21 protein-coding genes and 1 pseudogene are annotated in these 24,084 nt (G+C 39.9%); 12 read left to right on the top strand and 10 right to left on the bottom strand.

What is annotated here, in order from left to right:
- Nucleotide 1: 1 nt before the first annotated feature.
- Nucleotides 2–877 carry a DUF58 domain-containing protein gene (locus L6773_RS05715; RefSeq protein WP_237852901.1) on the bottom strand — a complete coding sequence of 292 codons (876 nt, stop codon included), beginning with the start codon at nt 875–877 and terminating at the stop codon, nt 2–4.
- A 185-nt stretch (nt 878–1,062) separates the two neighbouring features.
- Here L6773_RS05715 and L6773_RS05710 point away from each other — a divergent pair, with 185 nt between their 5' ends.
- Both L6773_RS05710 and ald read left to right on the top strand, forming a co-directional pair.
- Nucleotides 1,063–1,338, top strand: a complete 276-nt coding sequence (locus L6773_RS05710) for a hypothetical protein (RefSeq protein WP_237852900.1) — start codon at nt 1,063–1,065, stop codon at nt 1,336–1,338.
- Between the two features lie 134 nt (nt 1,339–1,472).
- A complete protein-coding gene (gene ald / locus L6773_RS05705; RefSeq protein ID WP_237852899.1) occupies nt 1,473–2,585 on the top strand; it encodes an alanine dehydrogenase in 1,113 nt (370 codons plus the stop codon).
- 88 nt (nt 2,586–2,673) lie between these two features.
- Here ald and L6773_RS05700 read toward each other — a convergent pair whose 3' ends face one another.
- The 5 genes from L6773_RS05700 to L6773_RS05680 all read right to left on the bottom strand — a co-directional run bounded on the left by L6773_RS05700 (nt 2,674) and on the right by L6773_RS05680 (nt 8,809).
- Nucleotides 2,674–3,825: a citrate/2-methylcitrate synthase gene (locus L6773_RS05700; RefSeq protein ID WP_237852898.1), complete on the bottom strand. Its 1,152-nt coding sequence runs from the start codon at nt 3,823–3,825 to the stop codon at nt 2,674–2,676.
- Nucleotides 3,826–4,036: 211 nt separating this feature from the next.
- A complete protein-coding gene (gene mazG / locus L6773_RS05695) occupies nt 4,037–4,798 on the bottom strand; it encodes a nucleoside triphosphate pyrophosphohydrolase (RefSeq protein WP_237852897.1) in 762 nt (253 codons plus the stop codon).
- A gap of 217 nt (nt 4,799–5,015) precedes the next feature.
- A complete protein-coding gene (locus L6773_RS05690) occupies nt 5,016–6,293 on the bottom strand; it encodes an asparagine synthetase B (RefSeq protein WP_369431344.1) in 1,278 nt (425 codons plus the stop codon).
- Nucleotides 6,294–6,296: 3 nt separating this feature from the next.
- Entirely contained in the window at nt 6,297–8,201 is a 1,905-nt protein-coding gene (locus L6773_RS05685; RefSeq protein ID WP_237852895.1) for a tetratricopeptide repeat protein, read from the bottom strand.
- On the bottom strand, nt 8,198–8,809 hold the full coding sequence (locus L6773_RS05680) for a Maf family protein (RefSeq protein ID WP_237852894.1): 612 nt from the start codon (nt 8,807–8,809) through the stop codon (nt 8,198–8,200). Before L6773_RS05680 ends, L6773_RS05685 begins: the two co-directional genes overlap by 4 nt.
- 97 nt (nt 8,810–8,906) lie before the next feature.
- Here L6773_RS05680 and L6773_RS05675 point away from each other — a divergent pair, with 97 nt between their 5' ends.
- The 8 genes from L6773_RS05675 (at nt 8,907) to L6773_RS05640 (ending at nt 16,143) form a co-directional block, all read left to right on the top strand.
- Nucleotides 8,907–9,164 carry a DUF3098 domain-containing protein gene (locus L6773_RS05675; protein WP_237852893.1) on the top strand — a complete coding sequence of 86 codons (258 nt, stop codon included), beginning with the start codon at nt 8,907–8,909 and terminating at the stop codon, nt 9,162–9,164.
- A 3-nt stretch (nt 9,165–9,167) separates the two neighbouring features.
- On the top strand, nt 9,168–10,007 hold the full coding sequence (locus tag L6773_RS05670) for a DUF92 domain-containing protein (protein ID WP_237852892.1): 840 nt from the start codon (nt 9,168–9,170) through the stop codon (nt 10,005–10,007).
- Nucleotides 10,004–11,314 carry a dicarboxylate/amino acid:cation symporter gene (locus tag L6773_RS05665; protein WP_237852891.1) on the top strand — a complete coding sequence of 437 codons (1,311 nt, stop codon included), beginning with the start codon at nt 10,004–10,006 and terminating at the stop codon, nt 11,312–11,314. The genes L6773_RS05670 and L6773_RS05665 overlap by 4 nt, the downstream gene beginning before the upstream one ends.
- 64 nt (nt 11,315–11,378) lie before the next feature.
- Entirely contained in the window at nt 11,379–12,287 is a 909-nt protein-coding gene (locus L6773_RS05660; RefSeq protein WP_237852890.1) for a tetratricopeptide repeat protein, read from the top strand.
- A 59-nt stretch (nt 12,288–12,346) separates the two neighbouring features.
- On the top strand, nt 12,347–14,833 hold the full coding sequence (locus tag L6773_RS05655) for a T9SS type A sorting domain-containing protein (protein WP_237852889.1): 2,487 nt from the start codon (nt 12,347–12,349) through the stop codon (nt 14,831–14,833).
- 64 nt (nt 14,834–14,897) lie between these two features.
- Entirely contained in the window at nt 14,898–15,719 is an 822-nt protein-coding gene (locus L6773_RS05650; RefSeq protein ID WP_237852888.1) for an aldo/keto reductase, read from the top strand.
- 92 nt (nt 15,720–15,811) lie between these two features.
- Entirely contained in the window at nt 15,812–15,988 is a 177-nt protein-coding gene (locus L6773_RS05645) for a hypothetical protein (RefSeq protein WP_237852887.1), read from the top strand.
- On the top strand, nt 15,985–16,143 hold the full coding sequence (locus L6773_RS05640) for a hypothetical protein (RefSeq protein WP_237852886.1): 159 nt from the start codon (nt 15,985–15,987) through the stop codon (nt 16,141–16,143). The genes L6773_RS05645 and L6773_RS05640 overlap by 4 nt, the downstream gene beginning before the upstream one ends.
- Before the next feature lie 3 nt (nt 16,144–16,146).
- Here the strand turns inward: L6773_RS05640 and L6773_RS05635 are convergent, their stop codons facing one another.
- The 3 genes and pseudogenes from L6773_RS05635 to L6773_RS05630 form a co-directional block, all read right to left on the bottom strand.
- A complete protein-coding gene (locus L6773_RS05635) occupies nt 16,147–16,893 on the bottom strand; it encodes an acyl-[acyl-carrier-protein] thioesterase (RefSeq protein WP_237852885.1) in 747 nt (248 codons plus the stop codon).
- 49 nt (nt 16,894–16,942) lie between these two features.
- Nucleotides 16,943–17,286, bottom strand: a pseudogene (locus L6773_RS21705) (DUF3047 domain-containing protein).
- 110 nt (nt 17,287–17,396) lie between these two features.
- Nucleotides 17,397–17,564, bottom strand: a complete 168-nt coding sequence (locus L6773_RS05630) for a hypothetical protein (RefSeq protein WP_237852884.1) — start codon at nt 17,562–17,564, stop codon at nt 17,397–17,399.
- Between the two features lie 892 nt (nt 17,565–18,456).
- Here L6773_RS05630 and L6773_RS05625 point away from each other — a divergent pair.
- Complete coding sequence (locus tag L6773_RS05625; RefSeq protein WP_237852883.1) at nt 18,457–22,044, top strand: vitamin B12-dependent ribonucleotide reductase; 3,588 nt, start codon at nt 18,457–18,459, stop codon at nt 22,042–22,044.
- 98 nt (nt 22,045–22,142) lie between these two features.
- On the opposite strand, the gene L6773_RS05620 is transcribed toward L6773_RS05625, so the two are convergent.
- Nucleotides 22,143–23,216, bottom strand: a complete 1,074-nt coding sequence (locus tag L6773_RS05620) for a YEATS-associated helix-containing protein (RefSeq protein WP_237852882.1) — start codon at nt 23,214–23,216, stop codon at nt 22,143–22,145.
- 144 nt (nt 23,217–23,360) lie between these two features.
- On the opposite strand from L6773_RS05620, the gene L6773_RS05615 reads away from it, so the two are divergent.
- Nucleotides 23,361–24,080, top strand: a complete 720-nt coding sequence (locus L6773_RS05615) for a PIG-L deacetylase family protein (RefSeq protein WP_237852881.1) — start codon at nt 23,361–23,363, stop codon at nt 24,078–24,080.
- Nucleotides 24,081–24,084: the final 4 nt, after the last annotated feature.

Raw genomic sequence — 24,084 nt, 5'->3', positions numbered from 1 at the left:
CTTAAAATCGACTGATTCTGCGTTGGAAAAAGTTGATGAGCGGTTTGATGTACGACTCGTTTGTGTACACATCTATCGAATCCATTTTGTTTTTGAGGAAGTATTCCTGAAGTGATTTTTTCCTCTCCTGAACCCGCTTTCGGTATGCTTCACGAACTTTTTTGCTGGATGTATCTACGAGTGATTCTTTTCCTGTTTCGGCATCTCTGAAAGGAACTATTCCGATATCCGGCAGATCCTCTTCAAGCCTGTCATTAATCACAAGATTCACAAGATCGTGTTTTTGAGTAGTGATTCTGTGCTGTTTCTCAAAGTTTTCATCCTGGAAATCTGAAGCCAAGACAAGAATAGATCGACGCGTTAATAACCGGTTCACATACGAAAGTGCTTCACCGATATTGGTGGAGGTTCCGTCGGGTTCGGTTGTATAAAGTTCCCTGATTAAGCGTAACACATGAGTACGACCTTTTTTGGGTGGAACTACTTTTTCAATTTTATCCGAAAACAGGACCAAACCAACCTTATCTCCATTTTTGATAGCACTGAAAGCCAATACAGCACAGATTTCGATGGCGAGTTCCATTTTAGTTTGAGAATGGCTGCCAAAATATCCACTTGGGGATATATCCACACAGAGCATGAGAGTCTGCTCACGCTCCTCCTCAAATACTTTAATGTATGGTTCCGAACTGCGGGCGGTTACATTCCAGTCGATCTGCCGGACGTCATCTCCAAACGTGTATTCACGGACTTCAGAGAACTCCATTCCACGACCTTTGAAAGCAGATTGATATTCACCACTAAAGATGTTGTTCACCAACCCTTTGGTGTGAATTTCAAGCTTACGGATTTTTGATAAAATTTCTTTTGAAATCATAAAGATTAATTGGGTAGGATGATAATCACTTCTGCAACCGAACTCAAAATAATGTATTCAAAAGTAGGGTTTAAAATATAGGATTCTTAACAATAGCTTAACAGTTAGTTAACCCTTTCATAAGCTATATTGATGAATCTATAACATCCATAAACACTAAGTATCACTCATAAATCTACAGTCGGATGTTAATTGGAAAAGGTTTCAATAAAAAGTGCGAGAAAATTTTAAGTGAAGCGGCCGAAATCAGCGACTATGAATCCGGGTATAAGATTTCGGTTGAGGAACTAAACAAAAATCTCGATTTCGGCAGAAAAGAGATCCGATACTATTTCGAGTATATGAGTGATCAAAAACTGATTGAGCTCACCACAATAGGCGGCCCTTTTTTATATGGCCATATCACACTTACTGATAAGGGAATTGCAAAAATTAAGGCTATACAAAAGAGTTCGAAATAGACAATTCTCAGAATTTAATTTTACAAGATTCAGTAGTTGATATCTTACAACAAATCTCTATACACTCTCATAATTTAGGTTAAATTTTTCTACCTTTATTAGGAAAATATCCATCAAAATATAGGGTTAGAAATATGATTATTGGAGTTCCAAAAGAGATTAAATCACAAGAGAACCGGGTATCCGTACAACCGGCAGGAGTTCTTCAACTTAAAAGACATGGTCATAAAGTTTTAGTTGAAAACGAAGCCGGCCTCGGAAGTGGATTTACAAATGAGATGTATGAGGAAAGAGGGGCGGAGATAGTAGAAAACGTTGAGGAGATTTGGGGGCAGTCGGATATGATTATGAAAGTTAAAGAACCGATCGCCGTTGAATACCCAAGGATGAGAGAAGGACAAATTATATTTACTTACTTCCACTTTGCCGCAAGCCAGGAGTTAACAGAAGCCGTACGCGATTCCGGAGCAGTGGCCATTGCTTACGAAACTGTAGAAAAGAAAAACGGTTCGCTTCCACTTCTGATTCCCATGAGTGAAGTGGCCGGGCGAATGGCTTCTCAAGAAGGTGCAAAATACCTCGAAAAATCAAGCGGTGGGAGAGGGATCTTGATGGGCGGGATTCCGGGAGTAGCACCTGCAAACGTGATTGTACTGGGCGGCGGAATTGTTGGAGTGAACGCAGCAAAAATTGCGGCGGGAATGGGGGCTAATACAACCATCCTGGATGTAAATGTTCAAAAACTCCGTTACCTCGATGATGTCATGCCAAAAAACGTTCGAACCCTCTATTCAACAGAGGGGAATATTCGAAATTTGTTGGCTGATACTGATTTGATTATTGGTGCAGTGCTTATTCCCGGAGCCAAAGCCCCAAATTTAATTAGAAAAGATATGCTTGGGTTGATGAGGCCGGGCACGGTCATGGTTGATGTTGCTATAGACCAGGGGGGGTGTTTTGAAACGTCGAAACCGACAACTCATGATGATCCTATCTTTATCATAGATGATGTAGTTCATTATTGTGTGGCAAATATGCCGGGTGCTGTTCCGTACACATCAACCATGGGACTCACGAATGTAACGTTACCATATGCGGTGCAAATAGCCAATAAAGGCTGGAAGAAGGCCCTTGAAGATGATGTAGAGCTTCTGAAAGGTTTAAATATTGTAGATGGTAAAATTGTATACAAAGACGTTGCCGAAGCATTTGAGATGGACTATACACCTGTTGAAGAAGTGCTTTGAAATAACAAAAAGTTTATCTTCAATTTACTTCAATAAAAAAGCCCTGTATAACTTATAGCTATACAGGGCTTTTAATTAAGCTTTTCTTTTATCTGTCTTCAACAGGAACCCAGTCGAGATTTTTTTCTCCGACGTATAAGGCTCTTGGACGAATCAATCGATTGTTGGCTTTTTGTTCAAAGAAGTGAGCGGTCCACCCGGAAATCCGGCTCATAGTAAAAATACAAGTATAAAGGTCGGGTTGAATTCCGATAGAGTAGTAAACTGACGCAGAGAAGAAATCCACATTCGGATCAATATTTTTCTCTTCTTTCATCGTTTTTACCATCGCTTCAGACCACTCATAAAGGTATTCATGACCGGTTTCCTCAGAAAGTTCTTTCGACATTTTTCGCAGATGAACGGCTCTTGGATCAAAGGTTTTGTAAACCCTGTGCCCAAAACCCATCATTTTTTCTTTCTTATTCAGTTTCTCTTTTGTGAATTTAACAGGGTCTGCATTCTCACCTTGCTCTTTAAGGTTAAGCAACATATTCATCACAGCCGTATTAGCTCCGCCATGAAGGGGGCCTTTCAATGCTCCGATGGCACCTGTTACTGCAGAAAACATATCAGATTCGGTGGCACAAATTGTTCGGCATGTAAAAGTGGAAGCATTCATTCCATGCTCGGCATGAAGTACGAGGCAAAGATTCATTGTTTTTTCGGCTGCCTGTCCGGGTTTTTCACCGTTCAACATATATAGAAAATTGAAAGCCGTGCTTCCTTCGTCAAGTGGAGAAACAACTTCTTTTCCATTTCGAACGCGATCGAAAGCGGCAATGATTGTTGGAATCTGAGCCGTTACTGCGATTGCATGATTTGTATCATTGGAATCATCCTGGAAATCCGCAAGCATCGACACAGCGGTTCGGAGTACAGCCATTGGTTCGGCATCTTTCCTAGTGTTTTTAATATATTCAATAACAGGTTCCGGTAGTTGTCTTTCACTACGCAATTTATTGTGCAGCTCATCTAACTCCTCTTGGTTCGGAAGGCGGTCATTCCATAGCAAAAAGCAAACTTCTTCAAAGGTGGCATTTTCAGCAAGTGTATCGATGTGATAACCTGCATAAATAAGATCACCTGTTTGTCCGTCAATGAAACTTTTAGTGGTTGAGAAAGCAACAATACCGGCAAGTCCTTTATTTATATGAGGGTACTGCTCCAAATCAATATTTTCTAAATTTTGCTCCGCCATTATCTTATCTAAAGTCTTTTTTAGTTATAGGATATTTGTTAATTCAATTTTTCAAATGAGCTTTATCCGGCTCTATCCCGAAAAAAAGAGAAAATTAAAATGAAATCTGCTATTGCAGGTTTGTTATTCAATGGAACTAAAATACAAAACAGTGCACGATAATAGAAGTAATAACACGCCTGTAAATATATTTAACAAACAGAATCTTCTATCATTTAGTTTTAGATTCTTCCCAAAATTTGTCCATCTCTTCAAGGGTAGAATCGGTAACGGACTTTCCCTGCTCTGAGAGTCTCTTTTCGATATATCGAAAACGTTCATTAAACTTTTTATTTGCCAGACGTAAAGAATCTTCTGCGTTCAATTCTAAAAGTCGCCCTACATTTACAAGGCTAAAAATCAGGTCTCCAAATTCCTCGCGCTGATCTTCTTTCGATTGATTTGCGACGGACTCACGCCACTCCTCAAGCTCTTCGTCCAATTTCACCCACGCTAATTGCCACTCTGACCAGTCGAATCCAACATTGCCGGCTTTTTCTTGCATTCGCTGTGCACGAATCAGGCCGGGAAGATGTTTGGGAACGCCATCCAGGATCGATTCTTTTCCTTCTTTTAATTTGATCGATTCCCAGTTGGTGGCCACATCCTTTTCATCATCTACTTCAACATCATCAAAAACATGTGGGTGGCGTCGAATCAGCTTTTCAGAGATTCTGTAGATCACATCTTCAATTGAGAAGGATTCTGTTTCGGACGCCATTTTGCTGTGAAAAACTACATGTAGCAACAGGTCACCCAGTTCCCTGGAAAGTTCATCATAGTCTCCGTTATCAATCGCTTCAACTGCTTCGTAGGCTTCTTCTATCAAGTTATCTTTTATGGAATCGTGTGTCTGTTTTCGATCCCACGGGCACTCTTTTCGGAGGATGGATACAAGTTCAACAAAATCTTCAAATTTATCGGATGGGGTCATTTTTCAGTTGACAGTAAGCAGTTAACAATGATTTGATTGACTCAATAAAGTAAGAGTTTTAAATGGTTGAACAAGAGAAAATTGTATGAATTTATGATGTATCCTTAAACGATAATTTGATTTGAGATTACCTTACTTCATTCACTACTTCTATCTTGTTCAAAATGATGAACTCAATTGCCAATTGCTTACTTCCAACTGTTTACTGTCCGCTGAACTACGTTTGTTTTTTCTTTTTCTCAGCAGCGGGGAAGAGGATATTGTTCAGAATTAGACGGTAGCCTGGACTATTGGTATGAAGGCTTAGGTCGGTGGGCGGATCTCCAACTCGATGTGTATAATCTTCAGGATCATGACCGGCGTAAAATGTAAATGTCCCGCGTCCAACATTACCGTGAACATATTTTACCTGGTTTCGGCCCGGTGATTCTGCCAGGATTACGACACTGCTTTTTACTTTATCTTTTTGAAAAGCTGTTGCCTGTCCATAGAATCCCGGAATACTGCTTACATGGTTTTGAGTTAGCATGGTTGGTACAGGATCCCATTTGGCTGAAAACTCAAAAAGAGTAAAATAATCGAGGCTTTCACTAATTCGGTTTAAATCTACCTCAATGTCTATATCTGAATGCTCGTAGATATACGGATCAGTGATCATCTCAAAATTTTCGAATGCAAATGTGTATTCGTAATTCAGTTTTTCATTTACATTCGGATCGATCGGATCCCCGTCCATTGGAGTGGGTAGCGGATCTAAATTCTCGCTTGCAAGTGCCATATCAAACGTATCAGTTGCAGAACACATCGCGAACATAAATCCACCCTGCATTACGAAATCGCGAATTTTATGTACCACTTCTAGCTTTAGCTGGCTCACCTTTCCAAAACCTAACTCCCGGGCCAATTTTTCTTGTTCTCGCACACTGGCAATGTACCAGGGCTGAGTTCGATAGATGGCCCAGAATTTTCCATACTGACCCGTAAAATCTTCGTGATGCAGATGGAGCCAGTCGTACTCATCAAGGGCACCGGTAAGAACTTCAGTGTCATAAACCTTATCGTATGGGATCTCGGCATAATCGAGAGCAAGTGTAACGGCGTCATCCCAGGGTAGAGCATCCGGCGGGGTATAGACGGCAATACTGGGGGATTTTTCAAGGTTAATGGCCGCCATATTCACATTGGGCTGCTCAACTTCCGCGATAATAGATGCGGCTTCAGACTCTGAAATGGTTTCTACGCTTACATTTTTAAGCCTGCTTTTCCGAACGATGTCGTTTGTAGCCGTAGTCAAAAAACTGCCACCACGATAGTTCAGTAACCACATACCGGATTCTCCCTCATCGATGTGATTGAAGATCACTCCATAAGCTTTCAGATGATTGGTTTGCGAGCCGCCCATCGGGATTAAGACCCTTTGGGCATAGCTTAGACTTGCCAGGCCAAAACTGACAATAAGAATGAAAACTATTTTCAAAAAATGTTTTTTGATCATGATTTATGTGGAAGCTGTTTCCATATTTTCAAGTTTTTCTCTTACAAAAGGTGCATAAAAACCGTTGGGAAATTCAATGAGTATTTCTTCATATAGATCAACAAGATTTTGCTCGGTGAACTCCATATTCACATTAGAATCTAGAAATGAATAGGTGTACATATTAGGCGGTGGAGGAGGCAGATCTATATTTTTCATGAAATATTCAATAAGCGTAACCTGATCCCACAAGAGCCGTTCTTTAAGTGGACTATAGGGCTGAGATTGAATTGCCCTGTCAACCAATTGAAGCTTTAAACGATTGTATTGGTCGGGAAGTTCTTTAGAGAGTTCAAGAATTAAGTCATCTGAGAAGGAATGATTCGTTTGAGCAAGAATCGGTTCAAGTTGCCGTAGTGCTTCATTGTAATTACCAATATGAATGGAGTATAGTGAATTGCCAATTGTCTCTAAAAGACTTCCGGTTGAGTCAGCCCTCAAACCATTCTTAATCCACATTCTCAATTTAATCGCATCATTGGCGTAGTAAGATGTATTCCGTCGTTCAAGAGTTTTAAGCTGAATTTCAGCGAAATCAAAATCACCGGCAAAGAAATCAGAAAGGCTCAAATAATACCTTGTCTTTTCTGACAATTCAGATTCATCAGATTGTTTATCAGCCCGTGTCAATGCTTGTCTCGCAGTAACAAAATCTTTTCTGAAGAGTGCGATTCTGCCTTCGGCGTAATAGAGATATGGATTTTCCCCGGCTGCAATTCTTCGTTGCATATGGTTGTACCAGGTTTCAGCTTTATCAATATCTTTGTAAAAATCCACAGAGAGATCAATCAGGTTTGAATAGATTTCAGGAGCATTTTCGTAGTTGGGTGTTGCGTCAAGAAGTTGCTGATTGACTTCGTAAGATCGACTGAATTTCTCGTCCTGCCGGGAGGATGTTTCAATATTGTTTTGCTTGAGATATTCTCCCCACTCGCGGTAAGCAGCTGCCAGACTCTCCTTCGCCCGAAAACGAAGCGAAGATTCAGTAGAATCTGTGTAGTATTGAAAAGCCTGGGTAGCCAGCTCGAAATTTCGCGCAGACAGTAGCTGATTTCCAAGGGAAAAGAGTGAATAGATAGAATACTCCGTCTGATTTTCATATTGTCTCGCGAAAACAAAAGCCCGTTGATGTTCATCCGTTTCAAGCAAGAGCCAAATTAATAATTGATAAAGAGGAGAGTAGGATTGGTGTTCTGTGTCCAATTGCAGGAGTTGATCTTCTAGCTCAAAAGCAGCGATCTCATAGAGTTTATCATCTCTCATTCTTAAAAAGCGCTGCTGCACTAAACTCATCTGATCCGGAGATTGGACAATCAACCGAAAATATTCTTCAACCGATTCTTCAAATCTGCCTGCTTGCAGGTAAGTATTTGCCAGCTCATTCAGAAAAAGAGAGTCGTTGTTCAAATCCTCCCGAGCTTCATTATACAATTCAACAGCAGCATCAAACTCCTGGCGGCTGGTCATAGAATTTCCTGTTGCATAGTAGGCTTGCTGGCTTCCCCTGTTCCGCTCAATAATTTGATTCCACGTCTCTAAAGCTTTCTCACGCTCTCCCTTCAAATGGAGAATCTCTGCTAACTTTGTTGAGGCCTGTAATTGAAATCGACTATTCTGTGCTTGGTTCCGAGCAACTTCCTCCGCCTCATCGAACTGCTTGAGATTAATTAAACAGCGTGTATATCTGTCGAAATAAACAAAAGATCTTGGATTTTGTTCGTATAGGGAACGGATGATGGGCAACGCTTCTTCATATCTTTGTTGCTGGATTAACTGGTTGGCCGTTTGATAATCCTCAGTTTGCCCATACGATGTGAATGGAAAAAGAAGAACAAAACTTAGTAATAGAAAAAATAATTTTGTTTTCATGAAGTCTGGAAGAAAAGTTTCTTGTGGATATCCGGCATCTCAGTTTTCATCATATCATAAAATCGATGCAGTGGGAATCCAACTACATTATAATAATCGCCATTGATTTTTTCGACAAACAATGAACCCAGATCATCTTGAATACCATAGGAACCGGCTTTGTCAAAGGGCTGTCCATATTTGATGTACTGTTCAATTTCTAATTCAGTTAACGAAGAAAATGTTACTTTTGTTCTTTCAAAAAAACAGATTTCAGAACGAAATTTTCCGGCCGAGTCAGTTTTTCCGGCATAAACTCCACTTAAGACATCATGTGTTTGTCCGCTCAATTTTTGAAGAAACTCCGATGCCTGATCTTTATTGTTTGGTTTACCAAGAATTTCATTATGAAGACAAACGATTGTATCTGCAGCAATTAAAAATTGCTCGGGATGGCGCTTGGCTACATCCTCTGCCTTATGGCGGGCAAGGAGTTGAACAACCTCATGAGGCGGTGTATCTTCTGAAAATGTTTCTTCAATCGATGATGGATCTATCTCAAAATGAATTCCGACCTGAGTCAGCAGTTGAGCTCTCCGGGGACTGGCAGATGCCAAAATAACTTTCATATTTTGTATACTTCGTTCAGATCTGTTTTTTCAGTTACGGATAATTAAATAACTTAATGAATCAAACCTACAAAACAGAACCGTTTAATTAGCACTCATGTCTGCAAAAAAAAGAAAAAAAGACGATCAAAAACCGATGCTTTTTACCCCTTTGAATTATAAACTAATTGGTTTGGGGTTGCTGTTTCTCGTGATTGGTTTTACTGCAATGAGAATTGAGAACGAAGTCCAGGGATTTATCTCCCTTTATATATCTCCGGTTGTAATTATGGCAGGGTATGTTACCGTATTGTATGCTATCCTTAAAAAAGATCACAAAATAAATGATCCCTCAACAACGAACAGCTCATCGTAAATTTTGTACCGGCTCATAAACTACTTATTTGGTTTAACGCTTATCTACCTTTTTATCCTTGAGGGCAGGATGGGAGATCATGTTATGGTTTTGATTGGGTTGGTACTATCTATCTTTGTAGCGTACACCACCTTTTTAACCAATTGGATCTCGCTTGAAGCTACAAAGGCAGTGGTTATTCTCGGAACAATCGTCCTTGGATTCGGTGGGTGGACACTCGCGTTTGCAGTTGCCTTCTTTTTTGGAGTAAGCAGCTTCCTCACTGTTCTAAACAGCCGAACATCCGATGATTCCACCAATTCTGTACAAATTTTTAAAGACCGACGCAGAGATGGATACCAGGTTTGGGCCAATGGATTTTGGGTAGCTGTATTCTGCACTCTTTGGTTTACTTTAAATTCGATAGCTTACTTGATAGCTGCTTTTGCTGTAGTTGCTGCATCTACCGCTGATACATGGGCTACTGAGATTGGGACTTTAAAACCGGGAAGAACTTGGAAAATTACAACTTTTGAAAAAGTAGAGCCCGGAACTGACGGAGGTATCAGCCTTAAAGGAACGCTTGCAGGTGTGTTAGGAGCGTTATTGATTGGTCTGTTTATCTTTAACTTAGAAATTTTATCTCCACTTAAATTTTTTGCAATTGTATTTGTTGGGGGTATTACCGGTTTATTGATTGACTCTTTTGCGGGGGCTATTCTCCTCGACAATAAGATCGATCTGGAACCTCCCGAAGATTTTAGCGATGCAAATAATTCATTCACAAACAGCTTCATCAACTGGGCATCTACCGGTATTAGCGGACTGGCTGCTTATTTAATCACTCAACTCCTCCTTCTATGAAATGGTATAGAAAGCTACACTGGCAAATTATTATCGGACTGATACTTGGGCTTATTTGGGGACTCCTGTCAAGCATTGCAGGGTTCAATGAGTTCACGAGCAATTATGTTCGTCCCTTTGGCGATATTTTCATTACACTTTTAAAACTTATCGCAGTTCCGCTTGTATTAGCATCACTGGTTGTTGGTGTAACAAGCCTGAATGATATGACCAAGCTTTCCAGGATGGGTGGAAAAACCATCGGAATTTATATGGTCACTACGGTTTTTGCTATTACTATAGGATTGACTTCGGTCAATATCATTCAACCCGGCAAGACATTACCAGAAGAAACACGTACTTCACTCATGGAGAGTTATGGGGAAGGTGTCCAGGAGAGGGGAGATGCAGCCGACCAACTCCTTGAACAGAGTCCACTTCAATTCATTGTTGATATTGTTCCGGAAAACTTTTTTGCTGCCGCATCTGATAATGGCAACATGCTTCAGATTGTATTTGTAGCCGTTCTTCTTGGAATTGGAATTGTTCAAATTCCCCTTCAAAAATCACAGGTGCTCATCAATGTATTCGAGGCGTTAAATGATGTGATCATTAAAATTGTGGATCTCATCATGAAACTTGCTCCGTACGGAGTCTTTGCTTTGATGGCCGTTGTTATTATTGATCTTGCAGGTGATGATATCGGTCAGGCACTGGTCCTTTTAAAAGCCCTCGGTTGGTATTGTATTACTGTAGTCATTGGACTTCTTATTCATGTGATTGTGGTTTACTCCAGCTTGTTTAAAATTTTCAGCAAAATGAAGCTCAGGGATTTTTTCCGGGCTATTCAACCGGCTGTATTGCTTGGCTTTAGTACGAGCTCGAGTGTTGCTACACTTCCGGTTACGATGGAGAGAGTCGAGAAAAATTTGGGAGTTGAGGATGAAGTTTCAAGCTTTGTGCTTCCGGTAGGAGCCACTATAAATATGGATGGGACGAGTCTCTACCAAGCAGTTGCAGCAGTTTTTATTGCTCAGGCACTCGGGTTGGATCTGTCCATCGCCCAACAGTTGACAATAGTATTAACGGCTACACTTGCATCAATAGGAGCTGCAGGAGTACCTGGGGCAGGGATCATTATGCTTGTTATTGTTCTCCAGGCAGTTCAGGTTCCACTGGAAGGAATTGCGTTAATACTTGGTGTTGACAGAATTCTTGATATGCTCAGAACGGCGGTAAATGTTACGGGAGACGCTGCTGTTTCTGTTGCTGTAGCTTATACTGAAGGAAAGTTAGGGCCGTTACATTTTGACGATGATGAGTCATGAAACTTTTTATTGGAAAGTTCACTTAGATAAACAGGAAATACATTCATTAATTGATTGACTTTCAATGATAATAGCTTTTCTCTTTCTTTTGCTGTATATGCCATTAATTAATGATTCAACAGAATCTATCAAGGCTGAAAAGTCCTGGTATGAAGATAGATTGAACTCCGGAATCGAAGCTTTTTATCAAACAGATTGGGATCGGGCCAACCGAAATTTTGAACAGATTAAAACTCGTCATCCCGATGATCCAACTCCCTATTTTTTTGAGAGTATGATGCCTTTCCTGGAATACTTTTTTGTGGATCAATCTGAACAGTTGGCAAGTGAATTTTTAAAAAAATCTGAGATAGCTGTAGAGTTGAGTCAGCAAAAGTTGGAAGAAACATCAACAGACACTACAATGGTTTTGATGTTAAGTGGTTTATATGGATATCGAGGGCTGGTTGCTGCGGGACAAGGTGAGCATCGAATAGCACTTCAAAGCGGTTTGAAAGGATTCAATTACACCCGGCAGCTGCTTTCCATCGATTCTAACAGGCCAGATGCGCGTATCGGCAAAGGAATGTTTTACTATATGGTGGGCAGCGTACCAAGTGGAATGAAATGGGCAACCAATATTTTTGGATTAAATGCAGAAATAGAGGATGGATTTCATGAACTAAAAATAGCTGCAGAGAGTGATTCATATGTCAGCAATGACGCCAAAATGATGCTCATGTATTTGTATCAAAAAGAGGGGAGATTGGAAGATGCTCTTCATTATGCAGAAAAACTGACCAAAGATCTGCCTGACAACGTAATCTTTTTGTATAAAAAAGCAGATATTTTGGAAAATCTCGGAAATAGAGAAGCCGCTTTAAACGTTTATAAAGCTATTATCAATAAAAATAATCCAGATTTGGCGCTTATTACCGAAAAAAGCAGAAAAAAAGCGGCTGAACTGGAAAAAACAGACATAAATAGTAGATAATAATTGAATAAATTCTAACATTAGAGAGTGTAGAAATATATCTAACTGTTAAACTGCCTATGGGACGAAAGTTACGTGCCTTCTTCTTAGCAATTTTATTTTCTGTATCCGTTGTTTTGATCGGGGGTAGTGTAACTGTATCTACTGCTCAAATTTTACTCGAAAATGACACTCCTCTGGAAGTCCGTTTCTCACAGGGAGCATCTGCGAAAAATGAATCTTCTGTCACTGTCGGTTTATTTGAATTTGAAACGATTCTCTCACCTGAATTTACTCTTGCAAATAATCAGTGGCAGTCTTACCGGGAAGCAAACAGTGAAGAAAACTACTATGTTCCAGGTGGTATTTATGGTACTGCTCCTGGCCGTGTTCAACTTGAAAATTCACCCTATCAAACATTTTTTGTAGCTTCAATTCAAAACAAGAGTGAGTTTAGTTTTGGCAATTTTATTGTTGCATTCGATTTCATGTATAATTTCTTTGGAAATGAAAGTGTAAATGATTTTGAGCTGAAGTATAAAGTTAATGATGGGGAGTGGAACAACCTGCCAAGTGGTGTGATTGACGAATCTTCTCTTCGTTCTGTTGAAGATGCCTGGAGCTCTTTTTCACTTCATCTGAATATTGATGATGTTTACCTGCGCCCCTCTGATACAATCCATTTAATGTGGACGATTGATGAGGAAGATCCTGTGACAGAACGAATTCCCATGGCTCTGCAGAGGATGGAAATTTTTCCTGAAAAAGTAGAGCAGAATTCGCTTAACAGGGGAGATCTTATTATCACAGAAATTTTACCTTCATCAGATGTAAATGGATCTGAATTTGAATATGTAGAAATTTATAACCCCGGGGAGTCTTCTGTTTCACTGAAAGGTATTGAACTGGTAACCGGTAGTGGGTCAAGAGTTATTCAGCAGGATATATTTGTTGAACCCTATAATTTTACGGTGATTTCGAATGTCGATATTTCCAGTCTTGAAGGTGTTGAAAATAGTTATTTTTACCCGGGCTCAATGGTAACTTCAGACGGAGGCAGAGTTGAATTGGAACGTGATGGAAATTTAATCGCCTCAGCAACTTATCAACCAACTGAATCCGGTGTAGCTGTAGAACTCAATAGGGTATCACAAGCCTACGACGGTTATTCAAGTATGCAGGACTTTACAGCTTCGCAAACATCATACTTCCAGGAATTGTTTGGATCGCCCGGTGTTGAGGGAAGTACGGGACGAATGTTCAAAAAAACACTTAGCCAAAGTGGAGTTTACCTGGTCTCATTTCCCGGTACGCCAGTCCAGCAATTGAACCGGAACCAGCCATTGGATTTTTACAAACTGGATGGTACCGAACTAGATGTAGGATCTATTGAACCTTATACACCTGTATTAGTAGAAAAAGCAGATGATACCCCGGTATCTCTTTTTACAGAAGTAGTTGGAAATCAAAGTACGAGATCTGATATAGAAACCTCTTTCACGGATCAATCGGATTTCTTATCAATACCAATAAATACGGAACGGGATGCCATACAAAGTAACAACCAAAGTTTCAGACAGGCTTTTCCCGTTACCCAGGTTTGGAATCCACAAAAGAAGAAATTCAATTTATCTCTAACGAATCAGGTTCAAACTGATTACTGGACGCCGTTAATGGTTCACGGGAGTGTAGCTGAATTACTCAGTGCCTCTGAAAATCAAATTCGAAGTCCGATTCCAGATCGATATGTTGAGTTTGAAATTCTCCCGGATGACCAGGAAAGCTCTGTTCTATCTGATGTTGTGATGGTAGGCTTTATGGATATACCCACTCAGTACGATGAGATTCGGTATGACCTTCCTAAATTGGTACTTGAAGAGTCATCTATCTCGGGTCAAAGTGTTGAAGGTTCACAGCATTTATATTTAACGTCAACACTATCGGATGAGAGTTATAATTCATTCACACATCTGCCACAGCAAATAGATAAGGAGTATGAACTTGGATTAGGCCACCAGGTATCAAATGATGCAGGTGGTGCAGTACTTCGCTGGAATATAAGTGATAAATTACCGGATGAGTGGGTGATTACGATTGAAGATACATTCAATGGTACGGTCGTAAACCTGAGAGAAGAGAATGAATATCGCTTTAGGTATATAGATTCTTCGGAAAATAGAGAGCGGGAACTTTCAGATTCACCAAAAATCAGATCAATCAATCCTGTTGAGCGACCCCGATTTGTTGTAAACGTGAAACCTTACGAGTCATTCTCGAATGCAACGGAGGAGGAAGAGGTACCGAATAGTATTGAGCTTCGGCCGAATTATCCTAATCCATTTAACCCGTCAACCAACATTAATTTTTATATCCCGGAAGAGCGAAGCGTACGTGTGGGGGTTTACAACATAGTGGGACAGCAAGTAGCCCTGTTATTGGATGATGTTGTCCAGCAGGGTGAACATTCACTTCTTTGGGATGCTTCCGACAAGCCAAGCGGTATCTACATCGTACAACTTGAAACAGGAAGCCGAATTTTTACGCGAAAAATTACATTGATTAAGTAACCATTCAATTAACACGATAAAAAGCTAATTTTAATTAAACAGGCATACGCAGTAAAAAATATCCATGCAGTATAAATCAGTTCAGGGAGTTAAAATTCCGGAGATTGGAATTGGAACCTACAGGCTATATGGCAGAGAGTGTAATCAAACGGTTACAGAAGCTTTGGCCATGGGCTACAGACATGTTGATACAGCCCAAATGTATAAAAATGAAAAAGAGGTGGGGGACGCTATTTACTCCTCGCCCGTTAACCGAGAAGATGTGTTCCTTACCACAAAGATTTGGCACACAAATCTTGAACACGATGATGTTCTTCAGTCAGTTGAAGATAGTTTACGCCAGTTACGAACACCTTATGTTGATCTTCTTTTAATCCACTGGCCTAACGACCAATTTTCTATTCAACAAACTTTTGAAGCTATGTTAACCCTGCGGGACCAGGGTAAAGCTCTAAATGTTGGAATTAGCAATTTTCCAATGGGTTTGACCAGGGAAGTAGTAGAGGAGCATAGAATTCCAATCCTTACAAACCAGGTTGAATACCATCCCTTTCTGGCTCAGTTTGATCTACTGGATTATTCGTATGATCACGATTTTCTAATTACCGCTTATAGTCCGTTGGCACAGGGACAGGTAACTGAGAATGAGGAACTTATTGCGATCGGTAATGAGTATGGCAAATCTGCTGTACAGGTTTCTCTCAGATGGTTGATTGAGCAGGAAAATGTCATCACTATTCCAAAGGCTTCCTCAAAAGAGCACCTGGAAGAGAATATGGATATTTTTGACTTTGAACTTTCTGATGAACATTTCCAACAGATCGACGAACTCGATAAAACCAAACGTTTGGTAAACCCATCGTTCGCACCGAATTGGAACGAATAGCAGATAGTCTGGCTTTATTGACGCTGTAGGAACGATATGTTGTAATTGTTCCTTGTTAAAAATGGAAATTACAACTAATAAATTTTATCTACATGCTGAATAAATCAGATTACTTTATTCTTGCGGCAGCATTGGTGTCCATGATCCTCTCTATTGCATTATGGTTTACAGTAGATCAGGATGCCGGTCTGTTTGTTGGTATATGGGTACCCTCAATTCTGGGATTTGGCGCATATTTTAAAATCATTAAATATGGAGATCGCCAATGAACGCACCGTTTATATTTACGTCAGGAATCTTTGTTGTCGTACTCTTTTTAATTGGGCTGATATATACCTTCAAAGAGTTCAAAGAGATGGAAGGTCACCCATCAGATTTTCGTAGAGACAGGAGTGATGAACCCGAGGTTATTGATAAGGGTTAATGATTACGACCAACTCGTTCTTGCATTTGCAATGATCTGCTTATCATTATTTTTGAATAGAGTAGAGTTAATTTCATCATTCAGATTCGGGTTTGTTTGATTTGAAAGATAAATCTTATCGCCTGCTTTTGTTTCGGCAGAGAACTGGATGATTATCTCATTGCATTTTTTTTGGGCCTTTTCTGAATGATTGTAGCCTGTCACCCAATCAATATACCGTACATTATTAACGTGTTTGTTCATATCCAGGTCGTTCAGCCCGGCTGTGGTGATAAAAGTTGCTTTATCACTGTCAAGTTTTTTTAGATTACTTTTGTGAAGCTCTAAAACATGGCTATCAGTTTCAAAGCGACTGCTCATAAGCTCATCCGGCATTTTTACCGGCCGTTTTTTTCGGACGTCTACTACCATCCACTGACTTAACCCAACGGCCAAAAGCTCATCATTTTCATTGTAAAGCTCATAATCTCGATACGCTCGCAATCCATCTCCGGTAGAGGGCCATGTTTTAACATGTACCGTCTCCCATCGCTCAGGGTATACGTGAACCTTCACTTGCAGCTTGTACAAGATCCATGTTAGTCCCTGCTTTTGAAGGTCGGAGATATCAAATTCTAACTTCCTGGCATGTAAACCGGCAGCCTCTTGAAAATAGTTGCAAATTGCAGAGATAGATGCCTCCTTATTGTGATCAACCTCGTAGGAGCGCACTTTAAATGGTACTGAGTATGAATACTCTAAATTTGGCATTTTTTTATTTTTTTGATGATATGTATTGCCAAAATTTACGGTATTTACACTAATCATTCAGGCTGTCTGAGTCAGACTCTTTTCTCAAGATTATTTTTTCATATCCAGCTCTTGCATATTCCCCCGTATTATCTGAGTCTGTCATAATCTGTATACCTGTAATGGCAGGTGGTTGTTCTCCAATGCAGCTCTATAATCCTCCGGGATATTTCTCTTTTCAGATTGCGAGGTACACGCCTTCTCATTTCCAAATTGAACTGACAGAACTTGAACCCAATCTGTATATGGAATCGGATGAATCGATCCAGCATCTGATTTGTTTGCCCATATATAATTCAAGGCGCGAGTGGAGACGTCAAAAGATGTGAATGTTTGATAAAACCTGTACTTGATTTATCTCCAATACAAAAATTAAAACAGGATATTCAAACGTGATATAAAAACGTGCAGCATAGTCATCACCATCTTTTTTGTTACATCTCCTGATTCGAGCACAGATTCGATCATCCATTCCCATCAATAATCGGAAAGTCCTCAGCATTTGCAGAAATTTCATTTTTTACACTTGAAACGGATTGATTCGAGCTGGCTTTAATAATTGGTTCACCATTATCTTTTGTGCCCGATCTGTAAATAGTAGGATCTTTTCTGCCGAAGGCGCCAGTTTCCAAATCGAGTTCGAATTAGCATCTTCTTGGAAGGTTGCAGGGTCCATCACATAACGAACAAAACTATCCGGTTGTAGTTCAATTGACTGAGCAATTCCACTCTGATTATTAGTAAATATGAAGACCATTATTATGGCCAAATATCTTGTAATTAAATCCATGATAAAGGAATAAAATTCAGAGATTAAAAAAACGGTTTGATTCTAATCACATGAATCGCATGAAAGTAACATTTGTCTGATTCACAGCTAGCTTGATAAATCACCTAAAATGATTGTAGCTTCTTCTAAATAGATTGATATTCTTTCTTTTGTGATTTTTTATAATCAAATATCAATCATTTAATACGATATAGAAATGCAGAAGTATGGTCATAAAAATTAATGAAGAAATTCATATTATAATATAAGATTAATGATCATAAAAATGTAAAAATATTCCTTTAAAAGTATTTATAAGAATATAAATTAAATTCAAAATAAAATAATTTATAAAAAAAATTAATGGAATTTTTTCACCCAAAATTTAAAATGTTGATAACTTTTTTACTTGTTGATAAGTACAAAAACCGGCTAATTAGGCAAATAAACTCATGAAATTATTCACATCTTGATAATCTATAGTTCTGTAAAACTTAATTTCTATCTATATGATCACGAAAATAGGATAATTTGCCTGGCTTTAATTTTTCAAATTCAGCTAATTTTTTTAATGCAGTTCTAAATGTGGATAACTTCCGGAAATTGTGGAAAAGTAATTGATTTTTTTCTTGCTGTGTCTTGCTCTCACAAATATATTGCTTGATACATTTTCTCGCTAAAAAGCCAAATCACCAGCAGAAATTTTTTTTAGCGCTCTCACACATTAATAGATAGTAAAAGAGGAGAATATATTTATGAAATTTAAGCGTTTTTATACCAACGAAGAATGGAGTTCGCCGTACGAAGATATCAAGTTCGAGAAGAGAAAATCAGAAATTAAGAATCCTGACGGCTCGCTTATTTTTCAGATGGAAGACGTGGAAGTGCCATCCTCCTGGTCGCAAGTCTCGACGGATATCATCGCTCAAAAATATTTTCGTAAAGCAGGTGTTCCGGCAAAAGTAAAAAAGGTTAAAGAGAAAGGAGTACCATCGTGGTTACAACGTTCTGTACCTGACGAGAAAGCTCTCGAAAAAATTGATGAAGATGATCGCTACAGTCATGAAATTGACAGTAAGCAGGTATTTCATCGGCTGGCAGGATGCTGGACCTATTGGGGATGGAAACACGATTACTTCGATTCAGAAGAAGATGCAAAAATCTTTTACGATGAACTTCGGTATATGCTTGCCAATCAAATGGCGGCGCCAAACAGTCCGCAGTGGTTCAACACGGGTTTACATTGGGCATACGGGATTAATGGCCCCGCACAAGGTCACTATTATGTAGATGGCAAAACAGGTGAGCTTAAAAAATCAGAAGACGCCTATTCACATCCACAGCCCCATGCTTGCTTCATCCAAAGTATTGATGATGACCTTGTAAATGAAGGCGGTATAATGGATCTGTGGGTTCGGGAAGCTCGCCTTTTTAAATATGGGTCAGGTACCGGCAGTAATTTTTCAAAAATTCGAGGAGAAAATGAACCACTGAGCGGTGGTGGAAAGTCCTCCGGCCTGATGAGTTTCCTGAAGATCGGTGATCGTGCAGCCGGTGCAATCAAATCCGGCGGTACTACGCGCAGAGCTGCCAAAATGGTTACGCTCGATTTAGATCACCCCGACATTGAAGAGTATATCAACTGGAAGGTTCGCGAAGAGCAGAAAGTAGCGTCAATCGTTACCGGTTCGAAAATTACCGAGAAGCATCTCAAAAAAATTATAAGGCTTTGCAATGAACCTGTAGAAATTGATGGAAAGACATACAACGGAGCTGTGAGTCGTGATCCTATCAAGAATGAAGATCTAGGTGAAGCAATTAAAAAGGCAAAGAGAGACCAGGTTCCATTAAATTATATTGAACGGGTCATTCAGTTAGCAGCACAGGGATTTACCGATATTGAATTTGATACGTATGATACTGACTGGAATTCAGAGGCGTATGCCACAGTAAGCGGACAAAATTCTAATAACTCTGTTCGGGTACCAAACAGTTTCATGAAAGCCGTTGTAGATAACAAAGAGTGGAATCTTTACGGCAGGGTTGAGCGGAAGAGGGCTAAGAAAGAGGGCAGAGAACCTGAGCCTTTGAAAACCATGCAGGCTCGTGATCTCTGGGAACAAATTAGTTATGCGGCGTGGTCTTGTGCCGACCCGGGAGCTCAATATCACGATACTATAAACGAATGGCATACGTGCCCTGAAGATGGACCGATTAATGCGAGTAATCCCTGCTCGGAATATATGTTCCTTGATAACACGGCATGTAATCTTGCATCACTGAATCTGATGAAGTATTTCAAGGATGAGGATTGCAGCGAGTTTGATGTGGAATCAATTCAACAAGCGTCAAGACTTTGGACCGTTGTTCTTGAAATTTCTGTGTTGATGGCGCAGTTCCCATCCAAAGAAATTGCAGACTTATCTTACATTTACCGCACATTGGGCCTTGGCTTTGCCAATATTGGTGCGGCCCTTATGGTACAGGGTGTTCCGTACGATAGTGAAAAGGGATGTGCCATTGCCGGTGCTATCACGAGTATGATGCACATGAAAGCCTATGCTACAAGTGCTGAGCTTGCCAGTGAACTTGGTGCATTTGAAGGATATGAGCGGAATAAGGAACATATGCTTCGGGTTCTTCGAAATCACAAACGGGCCGCGTACGATGCGGATAACGAGGAATATGAAGGGTTGACGATTAAGCCCATGGGAATCAGTGAAGATCACTGCCCGGCATACCTTTTGAATGCTGCTCAAAAAAATGCCGATGAAGCGGTAGAGATGGGTGAAGAGCATGGATACCGAAATGCCCAGGTCACGGTTATCGCGCCAACCGGAACAATTGGACTGGTGATGGACTGTGATACAACCGGAATTGAACCTGATTTTGCATTGGTTAAATTCAAGAAACTGGCCGGAGGCGGTTACTTTAAGATCATCAACCAGAGTGTGCCGTTAGCTCTTAAAAATCTCGGGTACAAAGAGAAAGAGATTGATGAAATCATTAGATATGCCAAAGGCTCCGGAACGCTTGAAGGGTGCCCTCATATCAATCCTGAATCGTTAAAAGAGAAAGGTTTTACAGATGAAAAACTGGAAGCTGTAGAAGAGGCTCTGCCCGGTAGTTTCGACATCAAATTTGCATTTAACCACTGGACGCTGGGTGAGGATTTCTGTAAAGATGTACTCGGCCTTTCAGAAGATCAATTGTCCGATCATAACTTCGACATGCTACGTTTCCTTGGATTCTCGAAGGATCAGATCCAGGACGCCAATGATTATGTCTGTGGTACAATGACGATCGAGGGTGCACCTCATCTTGAAGAAAAACATTATCCTGTTTTCGACTGTGCTAACAAGTGCGGAAGAATCGGGAAGCGATTTATTTCCGCGGAAGGTCATATCAATATGATGGCAGCTGCACAACCGTTCATTTCAGGTGCTATTTCCAAGACCATTAATCTGCCGAATGAAGCTACGGTTGAGGACTTCAAGGATGCATACATGCAATCCTGGGAGAAAATGTTGAAGGCTAACGCTCTTTATCGAGATGGTTCGAAGTTGAGTCAACCATTGAACTCTATGAGTGACGTAATTGAAGAACTCGAAGATGAAGATGAAGAAACCGCAGCAGCGCAAGACAAAGTGGTTCAAACCGCAGAGAAGATTATTCACAAATATGTGGCTCGACGTCAGCGATTACCGTTCCGCAGAAGCGGTTATACACAGAAAGTGAAAATAGGCGGACAAAGTGTCTATCTGAGAACCGGTGAATACGATAACGGTCAGCTCGGTGAGATCTTTATTGACATGCATCGCGAAGGTGCTGCATTCAGAAGTCTCACAAACTGCTTTGCCATCGCAATTTCACTTGGTTTACAACATGGTGTTCCACTCGAAGAATTCGTGGATGCATTTACCTTTACGAAATTTGAGCCGAGTGGCATGGTTAACGGTAGTCCTCATATAAAAATGACGACCTCGGTGATCGATTATATATTCAGAGAGCTAGCCGTAACCTATTTGGGCCGGGAAGACCTGGCGCACGTGGCTCCCGAAGATATCCTCAAACGAAAACTTCGGCCATCCGAAGAGGAGGACCTCGCCGATGAGGTGGCAAAAAAGTCTCAAACCAAAAATAAACCTAAAACTGTAAACCAAGGAGCAAATGTCGTTCAAAAAGAGCAGTATCAAAAGGATGATGCTGAATCTGATTACGACAGAGCGAAACAACTTGGATATACAGGCGATTCCTGCTCCGAATGCGGGAGCATGACAATGATTCGCAACGGTACATGTTTGAAATGCATGACTTGTGGATCTACAACAGGGTGCTCCTAAAAGTATACTTCGTTTCCGGCTCAAATTTGGCGGAGATGGAGTGTTGACTTAAACGATTCAAAAACCTGCCGTTCCGATGACTCGGAGGGCAGGTTTTTTTATGCCAAACTTGGATTATTCTGCTTCCCCAGGTTAGATCCTATCGCTAACTCTTCTAAATTCTTGAAATCTTCAGCGAATCGATTCCGGAGAATCTCATTATAAACTTTGAATGTGTTACCATCATTTGCGAGGAAATATGTGTAAGCATCATAGGCTGTTTCAACTCCCTTCTTCTTAATTTCTCCAATCAGACCACCAATAGTATTAGAGATTGCCTCTCTTTCCTCATCGGTTTCTACAGAAGCAAAATCAATTAAATTCAAATAGATATGAATTGCATACGGTTCACCGTAGAACTCATTCAATTCAATCGATTTTTGCAGAGCATACACCGACTTTTTCCTGTAGTCTTTATTCTGGGTTCTGCTGTAGAGATTCATGTTTGCAATCGCTACGTTTGCCCAGGTAAGCTCATTTAAATTGATTTTATTGGAATACTCATCAACAATGGCATTGATTTGGTCAAATTTTGATGCCGAAAAATAATGTTTAATTAATTCTGAAAAGTAGTGTGTTTTTTCTCCTTCATTGCTGAGAGAAAGAATTTTCATAAGAATCGAATCCGCCCTCTCTTTAGTAAAGTAAAAGAATTGTTCATGTTCTAAATTGTCTCTCAGGGTATTTATCTCTTTATCTAATTCCTGGCGATTTTCATTAGATTGGAGTTTCATACCGGCCGTTTCAATTTTTTGGGTTGTGTCTTCAAACTGCTTCAGTATTTTTTCAGAAATAGATGTAATAAAACGATGAGCAGAAATTGCTGCGATAAGACAAAATCCCGCAAACACAAAATAATCAAGATGATTTTTCCTGCTGTTTTCGAGCAGATCACTTGATATGGTTGTCATAAATAAGGGCACAAGCAGTGATGCACAAACACCAATTAAAATATAGAACTCCGGTTTAAGAGTGTTATTCATCGTTGAGGAAGTATATTTTTCGATCATATAAGCTGCACCACCGCCAAGAACTCCGGCAATGATCATGATTGAAAAAATAATAAGCAGATGTATTGGATCATTTACACTTGCTACAATCTCCTGGTTTGTTAAACTGTCAGCTTGATTCATTTTTAAATATGTTTAGGTGTAGAATTGCAATCTGGAATCAATAATTAAATTAGAAATGTTAATAGATCAAAAATAATTTTATGTAATTATTGAATTTATCGTGAGTTATCTATTTAAATTTTCAGCAAAAAATTTACTTAAAGAATGAGAATACTCTACATATTTCCACATCCGGATGACGAATCCTTTGGACCCGCACCTGCTATATCAGCTCAGTTACGCCAAGGTTATGAAGTATATCTTTTAACACTCACCAAAGGAGAAGCTACTAAACAACGGTTCAGGTTGGGGGTGAATAAAGAGGAGATGGGAGAGATTCGATATAATGAGATGAAGTGTGTTGAAAAAACGTTGGGATTAACTGGAATGGAAGTTCTTGATATGCCGGATGGTGAACTAAAAAATATCAGTCCCATTGAAATAGAAGAGCTCATAGAGACGCATATCAAAAAAATAAAACCGGATATTCTTGTTACATATGCGGTGCATGGTATAAGTGGATTTCACGATCATTTAGTGACGCATGCTGTTGTGAAACGAGTTTTCTGTAAAATGAAAGAGGAGGGAGGCGAACATCCAAAACGCCTTGCACTTTTTACACGCATGGGTGAGGTTGACCTGGATGGAAAGTTTCGGCTTGAAGCCTCAGAGGATGAGGACATTAAATTTATTGAGACCTGCTCTGAGAAGGATATGCAAAAATTCCATGATGCCCTCGATTGCTATGAAACATACCAGGAAGTAATTAATGATAGTAACGTAAAAAATGTGGTGGACAACGAAGTCCCCTTTGAAATCTTTGGTGAAGATATAAATAATCGTTTGGAGAGTATTTCAGATCAGATGGACGATGATTCTGACTAAACCC

Origin of the sequence: Rhodohalobacter sulfatireducens (genome assembly GCF_022012475.1) — a bacterium.
Taxonomy (GTDB): Bacteria; Bacteroidota; Rhodothermia; order Balneolales; family Balneolaceae; genus Rhodohalobacter; species Rhodohalobacter sulfatireducens.
This window is presented reverse-complemented; position numbering and strand designations above follow the sequence as displayed.

Excerpts from the sequence above, each read along its gene's own strand:
- L6773_RS05640 (WP_237852886.1), top strand. The coding sequence starts at position 15,985 with ATGAACGCACCGTTTATATTTACGTCAGGAATCTTTGTTGTCGTACTC.
- L6773_RS05685 (WP_237852895.1), bottom strand. The coding sequence starts at position 8,201 with ATGAAAACAAAATTATTTTTTCTATTACTAAGTTTTGTTCTTCTTTTT.
- L6773_RS05660 (WP_237852890.1), top strand. The coding sequence starts at position 11,379 with ATGATAATAGCTTTTCTCTTTCTTTTGCTGTATATGCCATTAATTAAT.
- L6773_RS05700 (WP_237852898.1), bottom strand. The coding sequence starts at position 3,825 with ATGGCGGAGCAAAATTTAGAAAATATTGATTTGGAGCAGTACCCTCAT.
- L6773_RS05675 (WP_237852893.1), top strand. The coding sequence starts at position 8,907 with ATGTCTGCAAAAAAAAGAAAAAAAGACGATCAAAAACCGATGCTTTTT.
- L6773_RS05690 (WP_369431344.1), bottom strand. The coding sequence starts at position 6,293 with ATGATCAAAAAACATTTTTTGAAAATAGTTTTCATTCTTATTGTCAGT.
- L6773_RS05625 (WP_237852883.1), top strand. The coding sequence starts at position 18,457 with ATGAAATTTAAGCGTTTTTATACCAACGAAGAATGGAGTTCGCCGTAC.
- L6773_RS05710 (WP_237852900.1), top strand. The coding sequence starts at position 1,063 with ATGTTAATTGGAAAAGGTTTCAATAAAAAGTGCGAGAAAATTTTAAGT.
- L6773_RS05680 (WP_237852894.1), bottom strand. The coding sequence starts at position 8,809 with ATGAAAGTTATTTTGGCATCTGCCAGTCCCCGGAGAGCTCAACTGCTG.
- L6773_RS05635 (WP_237852885.1), bottom strand. The coding sequence starts at position 16,893 with ATGCCAAATTTAGAGTATTCATACTCAGTACCATTTAAAGTGCGCTCC.
- L6773_RS05655 (WP_237852889.1), top strand. The coding sequence starts at position 12,347 with ATGGGACGAAAGTTACGTGCCTTCTTCTTAGCAATTTTATTTTCTGTA.
- ald (WP_237852899.1), top strand. The coding sequence starts at position 1,473 with ATGATTATTGGAGTTCCAAAAGAGATTAAATCACAAGAGAACCGGGTA.
- L6773_RS05650 (WP_237852888.1), top strand. The coding sequence starts at position 14,898 with ATGCAGTATAAATCAGTTCAGGGAGTTAAAATTCCGGAGATTGGAATT.
- L6773_RS05665 (WP_237852891.1), top strand. The coding sequence starts at position 10,004 with ATGAAATGGTATAGAAAGCTACACTGGCAAATTATTATCGGACTGATA.
- L6773_RS05615 (WP_237852881.1), top strand. The coding sequence starts at position 23,361 with ATGAGAATACTCTACATATTTCCACATCCGGATGACGAATCCTTTGGA.
- mazG (WP_237852897.1), bottom strand. The coding sequence starts at position 4,798 with ATGACCCCATCCGATAAATTTGAAGATTTTGTTGAACTTGTATCCATC.
- L6773_RS05715 (WP_237852901.1), bottom strand. The coding sequence starts at position 877 with ATGATTTCAAAAGAAATTTTATCAAAAATCCGTAAGCTTGAAATTCAC.
- L6773_RS05645 (WP_237852887.1), top strand. The coding sequence starts at position 15,812 with ATGCTGAATAAATCAGATTACTTTATTCTTGCGGCAGCATTGGTGTCC.
- L6773_RS05620 (WP_237852882.1), bottom strand. The coding sequence starts at position 23,216 with ATGAATCAAGCTGACAGTTTAACAAACCAGGAGATTGTAGCAAGTGTA.